Genomic DNA, 16,084 nt, shown 5'->3' on the forward strand with positions numbered 1-16,084 from the left:
CCATTGGGTTGTGTGGCGCGACTCCGTGGGCGACTGGGGTTCAGCACGAGGAGCAGGTCCTTTCCGAGCCGCCTGAGGGCAGTCGATGGCGGCCCGTGCTGACACCCGTCGCCGGCGGCACCAGCATTCCGGTGGCTCACCGCTCACGGCCCCCGCGGTCGAGAGCGACGCCGGAACCGTCCAGCTCCCCGTATGGACCAAAACCCTCGGCTGGTGCGGTGTCGCCGGGCTGATCTACCTGCTGGTCTGTGCCGTAAGCGTCATCGGTCGCGGCTTCGCGGGGCTGGGCAGCGACGCGGCGCACACCATGTTCGCCTTCGCCGCGAACCCGTGGGTCGGGCTGAGCGTCGGCATTCTCGGTACGGTCCTGATCCAGAGGCAGCAGGTCACCCAGATTCCCGGCAAGGCCCAGGGCAAGAAGAAGCAAGTTTTGCGATCATGCCTTCCCCCTGCGCATACGGCGCGGGCGGGAGGCACGATCGTTCCCTGAAACCTCCAGGGAACCTTAGGAGCTGTGCTTGAGCCCTTCTTGTTCAGGGTGGGCGACTGCTCGGCATCAGGTTCTGTGGGACCGGGCGGCCAACGACGCATGTCGGTATGGGGCCGAGGGGCCGGCGCACTCGTCGGCCTGCTGGCGGTTTCGATCCGACCGTACTGGCTGGGCGGCGAGAAGCGCGATTTCGAGAACACAGTTCCCCTGACCGACCCCGAGGCGACACTCCCCACCCCGCGTGAATCCATGCGCCGCAGTTTCGCCGTACCCGCCGCTGTCCTCGTCGCACTGTCCTCCCTGCTTTTCGGCCTGTTCTGGGATTTTTGGGGCATCGGTTGGGGGTTCAGCCTCGTACCGGAGCGGATCATCCGGGGTGTGTACGCGTTCTTCTGGGAGCGGCGCCACGGCGTGCTCCTGTGGTAAGGCAACGTCGAAGAACAACCCCTGGCCAAGGGTCAGTTCCTCTACTCCTCGCCACGGATCGCGACGCCTGGATGAGTGCGCCCTGCCCTGCCGGACCGCCGCCGATCGGCGGGGCCGACGGTTCTGGTGGAACTGGACGGATCGGCCGGACGATCCCTTGACGAAACCGTCAACCGTGACCTGCTGGGCTGCGTGAGTCATCAAGACTCCACCAGCCGCATGGCCAAGGTCACGACGCATGCCATCATCGGGCGATGCTGACCGAGGAAGACGCGCGCCGACTGGTGCTTGCCGAGATCGGCTACGACGTGAGGCTCACGTCCGGAATCTGGCAGCGAAGCAAGCCGTACAGCAGCGCGGTACCGCAACCCCGGCGACTGCCCCCGCCCATCGGCGTCCCTCAGGGACCTTGGAGCGGCCGGAATGACCGTCGTCGACCGAACCGGCTGGAGCTACGGATCGGAAGGCTGCAGGTTCGAATGCTGCCGAGTGCACATCAGACCAGAGGCCCTGTGGAGTCACTCCACAGGGCCTCTGGCTTTTGCGGGGACGGCAGTGTTTGACGGCAACAGGGTTCGGGTGTGGATCATCACGTTGGTGCTCTCCGTGGCAGCCGCGTCCTGGGGCACCGTACGAGGGCTGCGCGTCATGGCCCACCGGATGTTCAGCGTCGTGGAGCCGTACGGACAGTGCCGGATGGTGGCCGACGACCGCGGCGCGGTCAGCACCGGTGAGCGGGCCTCCTTCACCGTGGACTGGACGGTGTTCCGGGAGTACCTGGAGACGCCCGGGCTCTTTGTGCTGCTGGGCGGTGACCGCGCGGCCGGAGTCGCGGTGCTGCCCAAGCGGGGAGCCCAGGACCCCGCCGACGTGGACCGGCTTCGGGAGATCCTGGACCGGAATCTGAAACGGCTTTAGCCGAAGCTGAAGCGGTGCAGGGCGGTCGGCCGCAGATCAGGTGTCCAACAGGCCCTGGAACACCTCGGTTTCCCAAGCTGAGGGTTCCGGCGCTGTCGTCACGGGCCGGCCGTCACGGCTTGCTCCGGTCGACGGCGCCGACGGCGTGGCTGGGGCCCGTGGGGGTGGAGCGAGGCGTACGCGTGCGTGATCGGGTGGCGCGCCCGCCGTCGCCCCGGACGGTCTTCGGATGGATTCCCGGCCGCCCGGAAACCCTCGACGGGACCGAAAAGCTCCAACTTGAGACCATCCGCGCCCAGTGCCCTGAGCTCGACGCTCTCACCCGCCACGTCCGGTCCTGCCGACTCTCTCGACGACGCCCACCCCGAAGAACGCGAGGCACTGATCCGCGGCGTCCTCACGCGCACCGTCGACGCCACCGGCTGGCTCACCGAAGGAGAAGAAGCGGTGGCCGCGGCCGCACTGGTCGCGGCCCAATGCCCGGACGGCGACTCGATCGACCCGTCCGACGGCCCTGAGGAACCCATGCCCGCCCTCCCCGGTGATCTCCGGACACTCGCGGCCGAAGCCCTCGACCGCGTCATCGGTGACGAGGCCGGGCCGGCCTCGAACTGGGTCGACCCGGAAGACGGGAAGCAGTGGCGAGCCAATATCAACCGCCTCCGCGCGGTCCTTGCCCCGCCTCCACCGTCCATCCCTTTGTTCGACGTCGCGCAGTAGCAGACAGTCGCCCCACCACCTGGGGAGCGGCGGGGTGTTGACGTGATCGAAGGCCGCCGAAGCGGTGTGCGCCGGGACGAAGACGGACACCGGTGAACACGTCAGGGCCCGTTGAAGGCCGGGGGTGAGCACGTGTACGGCAAGCGGTACGGCCATCGTCCAGTCCCGAAGCGCGCAGGGCCGTCAGCCGAATCCGATTCCGAGGAGCAGCGTGCCGATCGACGCCAGCGTGAGACCCAGCGGGATCAGGCTCACCCCGATCCCCACGCCGAGACTCCTCCTCCTCGCCAAGTACCACGGCACGCCCAGGGAGAGCAGCGCCAGCAGGAGCAGCACCAGCGCCGCGCCCATGGCGGCCTCCGTGCGCCCGCAGGGGTTGGCGGCGGAACACGAGTCCAACGCCATGGGGGACATCAGCAGCAGGAAGGCGGCGACGAGTTGGACCGGCAGCGCCACCAGCGCACCGGCCAGCGGGGCGATCCACCACTTCCGCGGTGCCCGCGTCCGGTCGGCGGGGAGGGGGCCGGTCAGGGACGGCTGAGGTGAGGAAGAGGGCTGGGAGGAGACCTGTGGTCCGGCGGTTGTGCTCATGGGCACAGTATGGCGTCCTGGTGAACGTCCGGTGAAGGTGAGGGTCCTTCGCGTCCGACGCGCTGACCAGTGGGTGCCGGGCCGGGTCAGTTCGGTGGTGTCGGTTCCGTGCCGCTCCAGCGGAGCGTGACGTCGAGGTGGGCGCTCGTACCGGCGCTCGTCAGGACCGCGCCGAGTTTGGCGTCCAGGGCGACGCCGAAGGTGACCTCCACCTCGTCGGGCCGTTGGGCGACGTCGCGGAACTGGCCGATCACCTCGGAGGCGGCGGCGGTGACCGGCGCCAATGCATCGCGCAGGCTTCTTCCCGCGCTCTCCAGACGGGTCCCCAGGCCCACGGCGCCGGTGCCCGTGCGGGCGGGTGGGGCCACGAGGACGACGGTGCCGTCGTCGAGGGTGAACTGGACGGCGTCGGGCATGAGGGCTCCTGGAGGGATCAGGGACGGTCCGGGGGGCTGCAGAGCGGTCCGGGCGGTGGTGGAGACGAGGGGCGTGCGTATCCGAATTGCTTCTGGACCCTGTCCAGCGCCTTCAGGAGGGGGAGCAGGCGCTTGCCGTTCGTGAAGTTCAGGACCGCTCGGTAGAAGGCGGCGGAAACGTCGGGATCCATCGCGTCGGCGGCGCTGAAGCAGAGCGTGTGACGGGGGGAGCGGAGCAGCGCGGCTATCCGGCCCTGAGTGGCGTTGTCGTACTCGGTCACCTCGTCGTCGGCGGAGAGCGCGAAGCCGGGCTCGTTCACCCAGGTCTGCTGGGCCCGCGCGCTCGCCAGGTACTCGATGAACTCGTCGGCGCTCTCGTTCCCGGTGAACTTTCCGACGAAGTCCGCCGAGACCTGCAGGACCTCACGGGAGGACGGCACGTACGTGTACCCCTCGTCCTTCACCTGGGCCGGTTCGAAAGCCATCGCGGACAGGGTGCCGTGGCCGAGGGAACACTCCCTCCTGGTCATCTTCTCGGCGGCGGCGCGGAAGTTGAACGTGGCGGCGTCCTCGCGAGCGCCCGCCACGAGGTCCCCCCACGCGGTCCACGCGTCCTCGACGGGTTCCTCGTCCCACTGCGTGTCGCCCGAGGCCCAGGCGGTGTACGGGCCGGCGCCCTCGTCGGCGAGCAGGATGTCCGCTATCCAGTCGGCGCCGGGCCAGCCCGACGTCGGACCGGACTCCAGCCCCAGGCACCAGGTGTCGGAACGGGACCGCAGGGCCGTCCAGTTCCCGGGAGGCCGTGGGGTGACCCTGGCGTCGTACCAGATGAGGCTCTTGACGTCGGCCTTGACGGGGACGGCGTAGACGTCGCCGCCGTTCGTGCCGAGCCCGCGGAAGGGCTGCGCGTAGGCGCCCGTGTCGACGTCCAGTTTCCGGAGCGCGCCTTCCTCACGGTATTCGGCGATCGCTCCCACACTGGGCAGCACCGCCAGGTCGGGCTCCGCGTCCGCGGCCACCGCGGCGTCGAGCTGCTGGGTCAGGGCGCGGGTCACCTGTGGTTCGATGTCGATGTCGTGGTCGCGCTCGAAGTCCTTGACGACCGCGTGGAACGCCTTGAACTCGGTGCCGGACCAGGGAACCATGATCGTCACCTTGTCCCTCTCCGGCTCCGCGCACGCGACCGGTGCCGTGAGCAGGCCGAGGACCAGGGCACAGCGCACGAGGGGTGTCGTGAGTCCTCTCATGAGCGGGGGAACCTGTACTCGGCGAGACGGGGACGGTAGGCCAGGTACGCGAGCGCGCCCGCGGCGGCGAGCACGGGCAGCGCGATCGCCGGGGCGAGCGGGTCGGTCGTGCACATGGCGACGCCGATCGACGCGGTGGCCAGCAGGGCCACGACGAGCGCCGGGCCGGGGCGGCGCCGGAAGTGGTGGACCACGATGTAGCCGGTCGCGCAGACCAGCAGCAGCATGACCGCCACCGGCCCGAGGAACAGGGGACGGAGGAGGGCGGGGTCGCGCCAGCCCGACCTGAGCCGGTCGTGACGGGCTTGGACCTCCAACTCCTGGAGGTCCCTGAGCGATTGCCTGAGACCGCCGGTGAAGGGGACCGGCGCCCTGCCGTCGTACTCCGGCGCGTCGTCCAGCGCGTCGCGTGCCCTCGCCACACCCGGTGCCCCGTCGAGGACCGCCGTGTTGGCCATCTGCACACATGTGGTCAACTGCCCCTGGACGAACGCGAGGTGGCTCAGTCCCTGTTCTCCGGCCGCGTTGCCCTCGGCCGCCGAGGTGAGGTGGGAGGCCACGCGGGCGGTGGCGTCGGCGAAGTCGTTGCCGGTGCCGGTCAGGTCGATCGCTCCGCTCCGGGAGACGGCGCGGAGCGCTTCGTTCGCCTTCCCCGCCTCGTCGTACGCCGCGCCGATGTGCTGGATGGCCGTCGTCGTACGACGGGCGGCGGCGATCTCCTCCCCGCCCTGGTTCGCCACCACCAGGTACAACAGCGCCGTCACCGCCACCGTGCCCAGCACGGACGTCCTGAGCCACCGCAGCACCACGACCGGGTGGGGCGTGCGGGGCCGCGCGAGAGGACGCGGCGCGTGGAGCCGCGTGCCGGTCACGGCGTGTCCACCGGCCCGCCGGCCGCGCTCGAGGCGTCCAGCCGGTCCCCGCACTCCTGACAGAACCTGGCCGTGGGCAGCGTCGACGTCGTACCGCACCGTGGGCACGCGCGCGGCGACCCGGATCCGGGGGAGGGGGGGTCGTGCGGGCCTGCCGGCTCTTGGGTGATCCTGGTCGAGGCGACGCCGATCCTCTGCACCAGGCCCCGGGAGACGTTCCGCCGCACCCGCGGCAGGCCGTCGGGGCCGTCGGCCGCGATCTCGCGCAGCAGCCGCAGGCGCGTGGCGTCCGGGAGGGACGCCGCGAGGCCGATGGCGAGGCGCAGTTCGCGGTCCGCGCGGTCGAGGTCACCGCGCTCGTGGGCGTCGGCGCAGGCGCGCATGGCCATGCCGAGCTCGCGTTCGTTCTCGACGCGGGTGAGGTCGGCGGAGGGGACGACGGCGGATCCCGGTGTCGAACGGCGGCACACGACCATGGCCGCGCTGTCCGAGCAGGGCCGCCGGGTTCCGTCGGGGAACTCGGCGTGCAGGGTGACGCGGACGGCCCGCAGGATCTCGTCGACGGTCAGGCTGTCGGGGGTGAAGCGGAGGGAGATCTGGTACTGGCGGCGCTCCGGGGGCCACGAGCCCAGCGGGACGAGCGTCTCACCGTCATGCTGTTGACGTGCCGTCAGTTCTGCCTCGACGGGGCGGGTCTGCCGTACGAACGCTAACCGGAAACGCCTGTTGAGACGCAGCCCCAGATACACCCGGGGAACGACGATCCGCTGCGCCTCGCGCATCAGGAGGGTGAAGTCCTCCGTGAGGTCGGAGACGGTGACGACGGCCTCGGCGGTACCGTGCAGGGCCTCGGTGACACGGAGGAGTTCGGCGTAGTGCCAGTCCTCGCCCAGGCCCCTCGCGTCACAGACGAACCGGTCGGTGCACGTCGTGAGGACCTCGTCGAGCTGCCCGGGTGTCTCGTGCTCGTTCTTGCCGTCCGTGTAGAGGACGGCGTGGCGTACCGTGCCGGGGGAGTCCACCGTGGCGAAGAGACGGCGGGCGAGGGCCAGCCACTGGCCGATCGCCGTACCGCCCTCGGCGAGCTGGCCGGCCACCCGGAGCTTGGCGTCCTCCCGGACCCGGGCGTCGACCCGGGCCAGGCCGCCCGTCGTCGGGAAGATCACGTCGGCCTGGTGGTTGCCCGCGACGATCCCGAGGAGGGTGCCGTCCCGCAGGGTGTCGACGGCGGCGCACATCGCGCGCTTCGCCTCGTCCAGCCTGTAGCCGGACATCGACAACGAGCGGTCCATGATGAGGATTTCGGCACTCGGGGTCTGCCCGGCCGAGGCCGCGGCGGAGTGCGCGGTGACGGTGATCAGGGCGTCCGCCCGTCGCTCGTCGTAGGACAGATCCGAGGATGCGTCCACTTCCAGGGTGAAGCCGAGCCCCAACGGCGACTTGCCCTCCACCCGCACCACCCGTCCGTGTCGCTGCGTGTTCTCCTGCGGAGCATGCTCGCTTCCTCGACGGAACGGGTCAGGAGCCTAGTGCGCCGGGTCCCGCTCCGGAACGGGAACGACTCGTTCCGCCGCGCTTTCCCGGCCGTCTCCATCCCGGCGCCGGACGCAGCCGGTTCGCCAGGTCCACCAGTGCGACGTACTCCCGCTCGGTCGGCGCGTGCGGGCCGAGGGCGCGGACCGCGCCGGACAGTTCGAGCCGGTCGTGGGTGTGCAGGAACCGCGCGTACTGGATCTCGGCCCGCAGCGCGGCGGTCGCCGCCTCGTCCACGTCGAGGCCGGGCAGGCACCCCTCGGCCCGGGCCACGTCGTCCTCGGTCGGCGCCGGGTGGCCCGGCTCGGAGAGGACCATGACGCGCAGGCGTACGGCTGCCACGCGCGCCTCGCGCTCGTAGCGGAACTCCTTGGCCAGCTGCTCGGCGACGTCCACCGCCCTCGCGCGCTCGCCGTCCAACAGCAGCACGCGGGCCAGGCCGAAACCGGCCGCCCCGAGCGCGGGGGTGGTGTCGAAGACCGTGCCGTAGTGGGACCGCGCGACCGCCCGGTCGCCGCGGAGTTCGGCGCACAGACCGAGGGCGAGATGGGGCACCAGTTCGCCGGGAAGCGCCCTGCGCACCCGGGTGAACTCGACGGCGGCCCGCTCCGGGGACCCCTCGGCCAGGGCGATCAGACCGCGGTACCAGTCGGGCAGCCAGTGCCGGTCGGGCAGGCCCGCCGCCGCGAGCCGTCGTGCCGCCGACGCGGCGTCCTTCCTGCGCAGGGCGAGCCGGCTCTCCGCCAGCGCGCCGTCGGCCGAGCCCGTGACGCGAGGGTCGTCGGGATCGGACAAGGGGGCCGGGAGGACGGCCGCGGTCTCACCGGGGGCGGGGGAGAGGAACGGCCCGGGCATCTTCAGCAGAGCGTTCTCCTCCGCTCGCGCCCCGACCCAGTGGGCGAGCGGCCGGGCCGCGCCCAGACCGCCGTGCAGCGGTTCGGGCACCGAGCCGAACAGGGCCGAGGGACGGGCCACTTGACGACGCGTCGGCGGAGCCGCCACGACCTGCCGGATGACTCCGCTGAGCTGCTCCGCGAACTGCCGGGCCGACACGAACCGGCGCCACGGCCGTTCGGGGTCCGTGGCACGCTCCAGCAGCAGACGGAGCGAGTCGACACCCGGTGCGGAGCCGTCCGTCCAGCGGGAGCGGCAGACCTCGCGCAGGGTCATGCCCAGTCCGTAGAGATCGAAGCCGGGAGTGGGGTGCCGGTGTTCCGGATCGGTCTCCGGTGGCGCGTACGCCCTCGTGTACGCCACGACCGGCCCGGTGTCCTTCGTGTGGTTGCGCACCGCGCCGAAATCGATGAGCCGCACCCGGTCGAGCGCGCCCGTCGGGCTCTCCTCCCGGAAGCGGATGATGTTCAGGGGCTTGACGTCGCAGTGCAGCAGACCCCGGGCGTGCAGGTAGTCGAGTGCCTGGAGGACGCGCACGCCGTGCGCCAGGAGGGTTTCGAGGCGGTCGTCCTCGCGCGCCGAGAGCGGTTCGCCCGGCACGTACTCGAGAACGAGGTGCGGCCCTTCCTGCTCGTAGCCGAGGATGCGGACGATGCTGTCGTGCCGGAGACCGACGAGGACGTCCCGCTCGTGCCGGGCGGTCCTGGCGACCGTCCTGTGCAGGGCCTTGAGGACGACGTCGGTCGCGAGATTGCGGTCGTGGGCGAGGTAGGCGGCACCGTAGGCTCCCGAGCCGATGACGCGTGTGACGTCGTAGCGGCCGGCGATGGTGAGGCCGTCGGGCTGGGCGAAGTCGAAGCGGGTGCCGCAGTACGGGCAGAAGCCGGAGATCCGGCCCGGCTCGCCGTCGTGGCCGCGGCCGACCGGCCGCCCGCAGGAGGGACCGGGGCAGAAGCGGTGCGCCTCGGCGACCGGGCCCGGTACGACCTGCGGTACGGCCGCGGCCCGCGGGACCTGGTGGGGATCGACCAGGCCGAGGCCGTACCAGGGGTCCGGGCGTACCTGCGTCACGCCGAGGCCCGTGCCCGGCCGTGCGGGCGGGTTCGGGTTCGGGTCCGGTTCGGGGGCGCGGGGTGCCGGTGCGGTCGCGTCCCGTTCCGGCGGCCGCCGGTCGCACACGTCGCAGAAGCCCTGTTCGTCGATCGTGCCGCGCCCGCAGTCGGGGCGGTCGCACATCCGGGGGCCGGTCCCCATGTGTCACCTCTCCTCGAGCCGTCGGTCGACCTCGTCGATGTAGCGCCTGACCCGGGCGCGGGCGGCGTCGAGGTCGATCGGCTCGGTCCGCAGCGCGCGGGCGGCGGGAGCGTGCCGCTCGGCGAGTTGCCGGTCCTCGGCGCCGAAGTACCGCGCGGCGCGGACCCGGTGCAGTTCCAGGGAGGCGGTCAGGTCCTCGTGAGCCGCGATCAGCCGGCGCAGGTCGTGATCGAAGCGGACCAGGGCGGTGCGGGCGTCGTGGGCCCGGTCGTGGATCGCGGTGAGCTCGTGACCGGGTTCCGTCGCCCGCGCGACGGCCAGCCGGACCCGTAACCGCGGCGCGGCGCGGGGCGGGAGCCGGGGCGCGGCGAAGAACCGTACGCCCCATTCCCGTTGCAGCGCGGACGCGGCGTCCTCCTGCGCCGCGAGTCGTTCCACGGCCGTGTGGGCCTCGGAGGCGGTCACGCCCCGGACGGCGTCCCCGCGCAGCGGTTCGGGGTCGAGGGACACGTCGTGGGCGAGGTCGGCCGGCGGCACCCCCTCGAAGCCGAGGACGAGGCGGAGGCCGCGCGACCGGGCGCGGGCGGCCAACTGCCCCAGCAGCTCCCGCAACAGGGCCTCCGGGTCCTGGGCCCGGTCGACGCCGCCCACCACCAGACAGGCGGGCGGCCTGCGGCGCAGCAACTGCTGCCGCACCTCCTGGGGGTTTCCGCCGGGGAGTCCGAACCGGCCGGTGAGGTAGCCGCTGACGTCGGCGACCGACCTGGCACGTGCGTCGTAGGCCGCGTCGAAGGTGCCGAGCCCGAGGACGGTGTCACCGGGGGCACCGGTGAGCTCGGCGTCGGTGGCGGTGGCCCGGGCCGCCGGATCGGCCGTCCGCACCAGACGGACGAGCCAGGAGTCACCGACGGCGCTCGTGCCGCCGGTGCCGACGACGACGGTGCCGCACCAGTCGCCGTCGAGCAGTCGGGTGAGCTCCCGCGTCAGCGCGAGCCGCAGCGGGTCGCCCAGCACGTCTTCGGTCAACTCGCCTCGTGAGGAACCCAGTTCGTCGTTGCGGTCCCCGCCGGTGAACTCCTCGATCCGGGGCAGGTACGTCAGTATCGTCTCGGTCGGCAGCATCCAGGCCGCCTTCGCGTCGCCGTTGACGTAGTCGGCCACCACGATGCCGATGACGCGGCCGTCGAACTCGCCGCCCACCGCCATCGCCCCGGCGCCCGAGTATCCGCGCTCGATCCACGGGTCGCCCTCGCGTATCCGCTTCAGCAGGCCCCATTCGCCCTGCCGGTGGCCGGATCCCGCCAACCGCGCGTCCGCCCCCATGCCGAACGGTTCGCCGCGGGGAAAGCCGTAGACCTGGACCGTGCCCCCTGAGATGGGTGCCTTCCACAACGTGGTCCGGGTGCCGCAGCCGGCCGGCTCGTCGAGTTCGAGCAGTGCCACGTCGCCGCGCTGCGTGCCGTGGTCGTGCACCCACGTGCTGAGGACCACGTGCGCGGTGCGGGTCCATTCCGGGCGGCACGCCACACTGCTGATCCGCACGTGGGGGGCGGTGCCCCCGGGCGCCGCCCCGGCGTAGCGGACGACATGCGCGCAGGTGAGGACATGCCGGTCGTCGAGGAGTACTCCGGCGCCACAGGGGGTGCCTTCCTCGTCGTCCACCCTCACGCGCCACGGACGGTCACTGTGATGATGCAGCGCCATACGCCCAAGGTATGGCAACGAGCGCCACATTGAACCGGGTCGGCGGGACCAACCGGGTCCCGGCCGTCACTTCGTCACCGTCACGGCAGCCACCGGGGACCGCCCCGGCCACGTCGCGGGCGCGGTCGAATGCCGGTGTGGCACGAAAGGCGGCGGAGTCGAAGACGAGCCCGATGGCGGTGATCCGGCCGTCGTGGAGGCGGAAGTGCTCGGGACCGTGTCCGGGCCGGCCCTCGCCCTGGTCCACGGCCGCCCCGCTCCCGCCCCGGACGAGGCCGTCGTCCCGTCACTCACGCTGGTTCAGTCCAGTTCCAGCATGCCCACCGTCTGGTCTCCGCTGGTCTCTCCGGTCGGTTGGAAGCCGAGCGCCAGATAGAAGCCTGCTGGGCCATCCGCTCCGGCGTGCCAGGTGGTCGTCAGCCCTGTGCCTCCTCGGCGCCGGATCTCGTCGGCCACGGACTGTACTGCGAAGCGTCCGTAGCCTCGGCCCTGCTTTCCGTCTGCGATGTTGAGACGCCAGAGTCCGGAGCGGAAGTCGGTGCCTTCGCCACTCCAGTCGATGTCGAAGAAGGCCATGAGGAACCCGACGACCTCGTCGTCGTCGCAGATGAGCCGGGGCCATGCGATGCCGGGGTGGACGTATGCCTCGGCGAGCGACTTCACCACGGGTGCCACCAGGTGTTCCTGGTCGGGGCGGACTCTCAGGCCGACAGCGGTCTCGAAGTTGTCGGGGGTGATCTCTTGCAGGTGCGGCGAAGTCGGCATGGTCGCAGTCTGCCCGGACTCCCCGGACCATCCGCACATCGAACTGCTCCAGTGAGCCCCTGCGGAAGTCCTCCGCGCCGACGCGTACACCGCTATCGGTACCGCGATCGAGTTTTCGGTCAGCAGCCTTGGCCAACTACCAGATGATCCAATGGGCAGGCCCTGGTACTCCAGCCGTAGATTGTGATCTCCACGGCTTGGCGGCTGCCTGTCGTCGGCAGTGGCAGACCGGGGCGCGGGCTTGGTGTCGGCGCCGCCGACTGGACCAGCGAGGAGGACATGTGCACCGTGGCGAAGTCTGGTGGGCCGCGTTCGACGAACGCCGCCCGGTCGTACTGCTGTCGGGAGACGAGGTGTCGGGTTTCCAGGCGATGCAGGTCGTCGCTCCGGCGGGCATCGACATCAGCGGTCTGGGCGTCGAAGTGGCAGTAGGAGCCGTCGATGGACTGCCCTTCGACGGCGTGCTGCGGTTCGCCTTCCCCCGTCCGGGCTTCACCCCTTGCACCTGGCTGACCACCGTGTCCCAGGACGACCTGATCGAGCGGGCGGGCGTGCTGCCCTCCGCGACGCTCGACGAAGTCGAGGACGCCCTCCGCACCGGTGGGCAGACCAGGGAGTGGACTCCGGCGACGGCCGCGAAGCTCAGCGAGATCAGGGACGCCCTCCGCCTCGACGGACTTGAGTAGAGGCTCAGTAGAAGCCGGACTCGTCCTCGAAGACGATCCAGGCGTCGAACGCAGGGTCCTCGGTCCGCCCTTGGACCACGGGGTACGACGAGTGTCGTCAGATTCGCATGGTTCTTGGCGTCTACCGCGCTTATCGCGAGCAGAGGCGGGCGGGTCAGGATTTCGCGGTCCGGAACGCCGGATACCGGCTGAAGGCTTCGTGGCTGTCAGGGGTGAAGCGCCACTCCAGCAGGGCCGACCGCAGCTCCGGCTCCGTCAGCCAGCCGTGCCAGGCGACCTCATCGGGATCGGGGACCACGGCATCCGGTACCACGGCTTCGTGCACGCCGAGCCAGTGAGGGCTCAAACCGCTGCGGTTGATGAACGTGAACAGCAGGCGCGGCAGCACACGAACGCCCAGCTCTTCGGCCAACTCCCGCGCAGCGGCCTGCTCATAGGATTCGCCGACACCCACGGCGCCACCGGCCACGACCTCGTAGAGCCCTGGGAAGCGCGACAGTTGCTCCGACCGCCGATGGACGAGGACCCGCCCCCGCCCATCACGACACACCGTCACGGCGACCCGGTGCAGCCAACCCTCCCGGATGGCCTGCCGACGGCTGACCACCACCCCCAGCACACGATCTTGATCGTCGACACGCTCCACCAGTTCGTCCACGACGCACACCCTGGCAGAGCCCGCCCCCTGCACCGCACCCGGCCTCGCCCGGCGCCCACGAGCGAGTCGAAATGTGCACGGGTCTCGACAGCACCGGCGCCGAGCGGGCGGCTGTGGACACTCCCGGCGGGGGACAGCCGGCCCGCCGGGCCCGGCGGGGGAGGCCGTAGGGTTCTGCCTCGTGCACCAGCTTGAGATTTCCGACCTGATCACGGCGGTGGACCCGCACAGTGGTCACCGGCTCCCGGTCCGGCGCGCCGAGGTGATCCGGCAGCTCCGTGAGAGCGGAGACGAGCGCGCGGCCCGGATCGTCGCCGAGCTGCCCGCGGACCGGGACGGCGTACTCGACCCGCACGCCGTGGACCGCCTGCTCATCAACGTGCACACCGAGCTCCAGCGCCTGAGCGAGGAACTGCGGATCGGCGAACGCCTGGTCCACCTGCTCGGCCCGCTCTTCACCGCGATTCGGTCGACTACCGGGCAGCCCGGGCCGTACCGCCTGGTCGACGTCGGCTGCGGCCTGGGTTACCTGGTCCGCCGGCTGGCGGCCACCAACGCCCTCGGCACGGACGTCGAGCTGGTCGGGGCCGACCTCGACGCCGCGCTGGTCGGCGAGGCGGACCGCCTCGCCCGGGCGGAGGGGCTCAACTGCCGTTTCGTCCGCGGGAACGCTTTCGACCTGCCGGAGGCCGCGACCGTCTACGTCTCCACCGGCGTGCTGCACCATTTCCGTGGACCCGCCCTGGCCGAGTTCTTCCAGGCCCAGGCCGCCTCACCGGCGCATGCCTTCTGCCACTTCGACATCGCCGCAACCCCTCTCGCGCCCATCGGTGCCTGGATCTTCCACCGTGCCCGGATGCGCAGCCCGCTCGGCCGCCACGACGGCGTCGTCTCCGCACGGCGCGCGCACAGCGACGAGACCCTGCTGCGCGCCGCCGCGGTACCCGGCATCAGCGCACTGCTGTACGAGCCGCGCGGCACGGCGAACCCGTTCTGCACCACACTGCGCCCGATCATCGGGGTGCGCCCGCGACTGGAGGCGCCGCTTCGCCGGGCCCTCGGGCGGGACGCGCGCCGCATGGTCGGCCCGGAGCACCTCGCCGGGACCACCCGATGACGCCCGCCGTACCGCTCGTCCTCCTCGGCCTGGTCGACGCGGCGTTCAGCGGCTTCCGCGCCCATGCCGGCAGCGACGCCCGCATCCGCAGACGACGGGCCACCACCCGAGCCGCCCTGCGCGGGCTGGCGGTCGGGGCCCTCCTGCTGCTCGTCCCCACGCTGACCGCCGCCCTCCTGCTGCTGACCGCACGCGACCGGGCACGGACCTACGACACTCTGACCGCCGGCGGCATCGGCTACCTGCTCCCGCTCACCGTCTACGCCCTCGCCGTACTGCTTCTGCTCGCCGCCTACTTCACCCTGCCGTTCCGTGCCGGCACCCTCGCGACAGTCGTCGGCCTCGGCCCGCTGACCCTGCTGCGTCCGCTCGCCGTTGCCGCAGCCTGCCTCGGCGCGGTCCTCAACGGCGGCGGCGGGCCCGCCCTGCTGGTCGGCGCGACCGCGGGCGCCGCTGTTCTGTGCGTCGAACCCGCGGTACACCGACGCTGGTACCACCACGTGCGGTAGAGGACCCGGGTGCCCGCCGGGCCCGATCTTCCTGTGTGCGAAACTGCGGTTCCACCTGAGGATCCGTCCGGGGGTCCACCTGCGGACCATCAGCGGACAGAGACGACGAGGAGTCGCGTGAGACGTCCCCTGCTTCCCGCGGTACTGGCGCTGGCCGTGCTCGTCCTGCCCTCGCTCAGCGGTTGCGCCGGCGGGACCACCGGCCCCCGGGGGACCACCGACGACGTCTCGGCCGCGCCGGCCACGACCGCGCCGGCCACCTCCGTCGCGAAGGACGCTCCCGACTACGACCCGAAGGCGGATGCCGCGGCTGACATCGCGGCTGCCCTGAAGGAGGCGAAGAAGGACGGCCGCCCGGTCCTCGTCGACTTCGGCGCTGACTGGTGCCTCGACTGCCGTGTCCTGGGCGCCCGGTTCGAGCAGCCCGGGCCCTCCGCGCTGCTGGCCGAGTACCACGTGGTGAAGGTGGACGTCGGCGAGTTCGACCACAACCTGGACGTGGCCGAACGCTACGTCGACCTGCGATCGAGCGGCATACCGGCACTGACCGTCCTGGACGCCGCGTCCGGCCGGGTCAAGGTGGCCACGAACCGGGGCGAGTTCGCCGACGCCCGTGCCATGTCGGTCGCGCAGGTCGAAGAGTTCCTGAAGCGATGGGCGTAGCGGCCCGGCTCCGAGCCCGCCGCACGAGTGCGGGTGTGGCGCTGGCGGTGACGACCGCCACTGCCGTACTCGCCGGCTGCGCGGCCTCCGCGGCGAACGGCACCACGGCGCATGCCACTTCCTTCACCGCCGGAGGCGTGTCCGTGACGGTGCGGGTGGAGTCCCGCGACGACGGCTCGCGGCTCCTCGCGGAACTACGGCCCGAGCAGGCGGGGTTCCACCTCTACAGCCTCGGCCTCCCCGACGGTGGAATCGACGGGATCGGCATACCGACCCGCATCCGGACCGAAGGCGGCCTGCGGGCCACCGGACTTGCGACCACCGACGCGAAGGCACGGGTGCTGCGCCCGGCTGGACTCGACGTCGCCCTGCCGGTCTACGAAGACGGCCGGGTCACCCTCGAACTTCCCGTGCGGCGGGTCGAAGGCGCCGACAGCACACGGGTGTTCCTCACGTACGGGGCGTGCAGCGAGAGCGCGGGCTGCCTGCCGCCCGTCCGGGACCGCGCGGTGACCCTGCGGCTGGGCTCGGCGGGCCACTGAACTTGAGCGCGTGATGCCGGGCTGACTGGTTGCCCTTCCCACGTCCTGGCCCGTGGCGGAGTCGTCGACCGGTCGGCCT

18 protein-coding genes are annotated in these 16,084 nt (G+C 71.7%); 9 read left to right on the forward strand and 9 right to left on the reverse strand.

The window, feature by feature from the left end:
• Positions 1 to 85: 85 nt before the first annotated feature.
• The 4 genes from ACFW6B_RS03550 (at position 86) to ACFW6B_RS03565 (ending at position 2,554) form a co-directional block, all read left to right on the forward strand.
• Positions 86 to 490 carry a hypothetical protein gene (locus ACFW6B_RS03550; protein ID WP_386591665.1) on the forward strand — a complete coding sequence of 135 codons (405 nt, stop codon included), beginning with the start codon at positions 86 to 88 and terminating at the stop codon, positions 488 to 490.
• Between the two features lie 24 nt (positions 491 to 514).
• Positions 515 to 916, forward strand: coding sequence for a hypothetical protein (locus tag ACFW6B_RS03555; RefSeq protein WP_386591666.1), 402 nt, complete (start codon positions 515 to 517; stop codon positions 914 to 916).
• Positions 917 to 1,513: 597 nt separating this feature from the next.
• Complete coding sequence (locus ACFW6B_RS03560) at positions 1,514 to 1,834, forward strand: YcxB family protein (protein WP_386591667.1); 321 nt, start codon at positions 1,514 to 1,516, stop codon at positions 1,832 to 1,834.
• Between the two features lie 279 nt (positions 1,835 to 2,113).
• A complete protein-coding gene (locus ACFW6B_RS03565; RefSeq protein ID WP_386591668.1) occupies positions 2,114 to 2,554 on the forward strand; it encodes a DUF4259 domain-containing protein in 441 nt (146 codons plus the stop codon).
• Positions 2,555 to 2,737: 183 nt separating this feature from the next.
• Here ACFW6B_RS03565 and ACFW6B_RS03570 read toward each other — a convergent pair whose 3' ends face one another.
• The 8 genes from ACFW6B_RS03570 to ACFW6B_RS03605 all read right to left on the reverse strand — a co-directional run bounded on the left by ACFW6B_RS03570 (position 2,738) and on the right by ACFW6B_RS03605 (position 11,830).
• The gene (locus ACFW6B_RS03570; RefSeq protein ID WP_386591669.1) at positions 2,738 to 3,145 is read right to left on the reverse strand and encodes a hypothetical protein; all 408 of its coding nucleotides are present in this window, start codon (positions 3,143 to 3,145) and stop codon (positions 2,738 to 2,740) included.
• Between the two features lie 86 nt (positions 3,146 to 3,231).
• A complete protein-coding gene (locus ACFW6B_RS03575; protein WP_386591670.1) occupies positions 3,232 to 3,561 on the reverse strand; it encodes a CU044_2847 family protein in 330 nt (109 codons plus the stop codon).
• Positions 3,562 to 3,578: 17 nt separating this feature from the next.
• Positions 3,579 to 4,808 (reverse strand): ABC transporter substrate-binding protein, encoded by a 1,230-nt coding sequence (locus ACFW6B_RS03580; protein WP_386591671.1) that lies wholly within the window; start codon positions 4,806 to 4,808, stop codon positions 3,579 to 3,581.
• The gene (locus ACFW6B_RS03585; protein ID WP_386591672.1) at positions 4,805 to 5,680 is read right to left on the reverse strand and encodes a hypothetical protein; all 876 of its coding nucleotides are present in this window, start codon (positions 5,678 to 5,680) and stop codon (positions 4,805 to 4,807) included. The genes ACFW6B_RS03580 and ACFW6B_RS03585 overlap by 4 nt, the downstream gene beginning before the upstream one ends.
• Positions 5,677 to 7,131 carry a VWA domain-containing protein gene (locus ACFW6B_RS03590; RefSeq protein WP_386591673.1) on the reverse strand — a complete coding sequence of 485 codons (1,455 nt, stop codon included), beginning with the start codon at positions 7,129 to 7,131 and terminating at the stop codon, positions 5,677 to 5,679. Before ACFW6B_RS03590 ends, ACFW6B_RS03585 begins: the two co-directional genes overlap by 4 nt.
• Before the next feature lie 67 nt (positions 7,132 to 7,198).
• Positions 7,199 to 9,361: a tetratricopeptide repeat protein gene (locus ACFW6B_RS03595; protein ID WP_386591674.1), complete on the reverse strand. Its 2,163-nt coding sequence runs from the start codon at positions 9,359 to 9,361 to the stop codon at positions 7,199 to 7,201.
• A gap of 3 nt (positions 9,362 to 9,364) precedes the next feature.
• On the reverse strand, positions 9,365 to 11,065 hold the full coding sequence (locus ACFW6B_RS03600) for a trypsin-like peptidase domain-containing protein (protein ID WP_386591675.1): 1,701 nt from the start codon (positions 11,063 to 11,065) through the stop codon (positions 9,365 to 9,367).
• A gap of 300 nt (positions 11,066 to 11,365) precedes the next feature.
• Complete coding sequence (locus ACFW6B_RS03605) at positions 11,366 to 11,830, reverse strand: GNAT family N-acetyltransferase (protein WP_386591676.1); 465 nt, start codon at positions 11,828 to 11,830, stop codon at positions 11,366 to 11,368.
• A 281-nt stretch (positions 11,831 to 12,111) separates the two neighbouring features.
• On the opposite strand from ACFW6B_RS03605, the gene ACFW6B_RS03610 reads away from it, so the two are divergent.
• Positions 12,112 to 12,516 (forward strand): type II toxin-antitoxin system PemK/MazF family toxin, encoded by a 405-nt coding sequence (locus tag ACFW6B_RS03610; protein WP_386591677.1) that lies wholly within the window; start codon positions 12,112 to 12,114, stop codon positions 12,514 to 12,516.
• A 154-nt stretch (positions 12,517 to 12,670) separates the two neighbouring features.
• On the opposite strand, the gene ACFW6B_RS03615 is transcribed toward ACFW6B_RS03610, so the two are convergent.
• Positions 12,671 to 13,174 (reverse strand): NUDIX domain-containing protein, encoded by a 504-nt coding sequence (locus ACFW6B_RS03615; RefSeq protein ID WP_386591678.1) that lies wholly within the window; start codon positions 13,172 to 13,174, stop codon positions 12,671 to 12,673.
• A 181-nt stretch (positions 13,175 to 13,355) separates the two neighbouring features.
• Between ACFW6B_RS03615 and ACFW6B_RS03620 the strand changes: the two genes are divergently transcribed.
• The 4 genes from ACFW6B_RS03620 to ACFW6B_RS03635 all read left to right on the forward strand — a co-directional run bounded on the left by ACFW6B_RS03620 (position 13,356) and on the right by ACFW6B_RS03635 (position 16,005).
• A complete protein-coding gene (locus tag ACFW6B_RS03620) occupies positions 13,356 to 14,291 on the forward strand; it encodes a class I SAM-dependent methyltransferase (protein ID WP_386591679.1) in 936 nt (311 codons plus the stop codon).
• On the forward strand, positions 14,288 to 14,800 hold the full coding sequence (locus tag ACFW6B_RS03625; RefSeq protein ID WP_386591680.1) for a hypothetical protein: 513 nt from the start codon (positions 14,288 to 14,290) through the stop codon (positions 14,798 to 14,800). The genes ACFW6B_RS03620 and ACFW6B_RS03625 overlap by 4 nt, the downstream gene beginning before the upstream one ends.
• A gap of 117 nt (positions 14,801 to 14,917) precedes the next feature.
• The gene (locus ACFW6B_RS03630) at positions 14,918 to 15,463 is read left to right on the forward strand and encodes a thioredoxin family protein (RefSeq protein ID WP_386591681.1); all 546 of its coding nucleotides are present in this window, start codon (positions 14,918 to 14,920) and stop codon (positions 15,461 to 15,463) included.
• Positions 15,464 to 15,510: 47 nt separating this feature from the next.
• Complete coding sequence (locus ACFW6B_RS03635) at positions 15,511 to 16,005, forward strand: hypothetical protein (RefSeq protein ID WP_386591682.1); 495 nt, start codon at positions 15,511 to 15,513, stop codon at positions 16,003 to 16,005.
• Positions 16,006 to 16,084: the final 79 nt, after the last annotated feature.

Origin of the sequence: Streptomyces sp. NPDC058751, from assembly GCF_042746485.1 — a bacterium.
GTDB lineage: Bacteria > Actinomycetota > Actinomycetes > Streptomycetales > Streptomycetaceae > Streptomyces.

Excerpts from the sequence above, each read along its gene's own strand:
- ACFW6B_RS03550 (WP_386591665.1), top strand. The coding sequence starts at position 86 with ATGGCGGCCCGTGCTGACACCCGTCGCCGGCGGCACCAGCATTCCGGT.
- ACFW6B_RS03570 (WP_386591669.1), bottom strand. The coding sequence starts at position 3,145 with ATGAGCACAACCGCCGGACCACAGGTCTCCTCCCAGCCCTCTTCCTCA.
- ACFW6B_RS03575 (WP_386591670.1), bottom strand. The coding sequence starts at position 3,561 with ATGCCCGACGCCGTCCAGTTCACCCTCGACGACGGCACCGTCGTCCTC.
- ACFW6B_RS03580 (WP_386591671.1), bottom strand. The coding sequence starts at position 4,808 with ATGAGAGGACTCACGACACCCCTCGTGCGCTGTGCCCTGGTCCTCGGC.
- ACFW6B_RS03595 (WP_386591674.1), bottom strand. The coding sequence starts at position 9,361 with ATGGGGACCGGCCCCCGGATGTGCGACCGCCCCGACTGCGGGCGCGGC.
- ACFW6B_RS03600 (WP_386591675.1), bottom strand. The coding sequence starts at position 11,065 with ATGGCGCTGCATCATCACAGTGACCGTCCGTGGCGCGTGAGGGTGGAC.
- ACFW6B_RS03605 (WP_386591676.1), bottom strand. The coding sequence starts at position 11,830 with ATGCCGACTTCGCCGCACCTGCAAGAGATCACCCCCGACAACTTCGAG.
- ACFW6B_RS03625 (WP_386591680.1), top strand. The coding sequence starts at position 14,288 with ATGACGCCCGCCGTACCGCTCGTCCTCCTCGGCCTGGTCGACGCGGCG.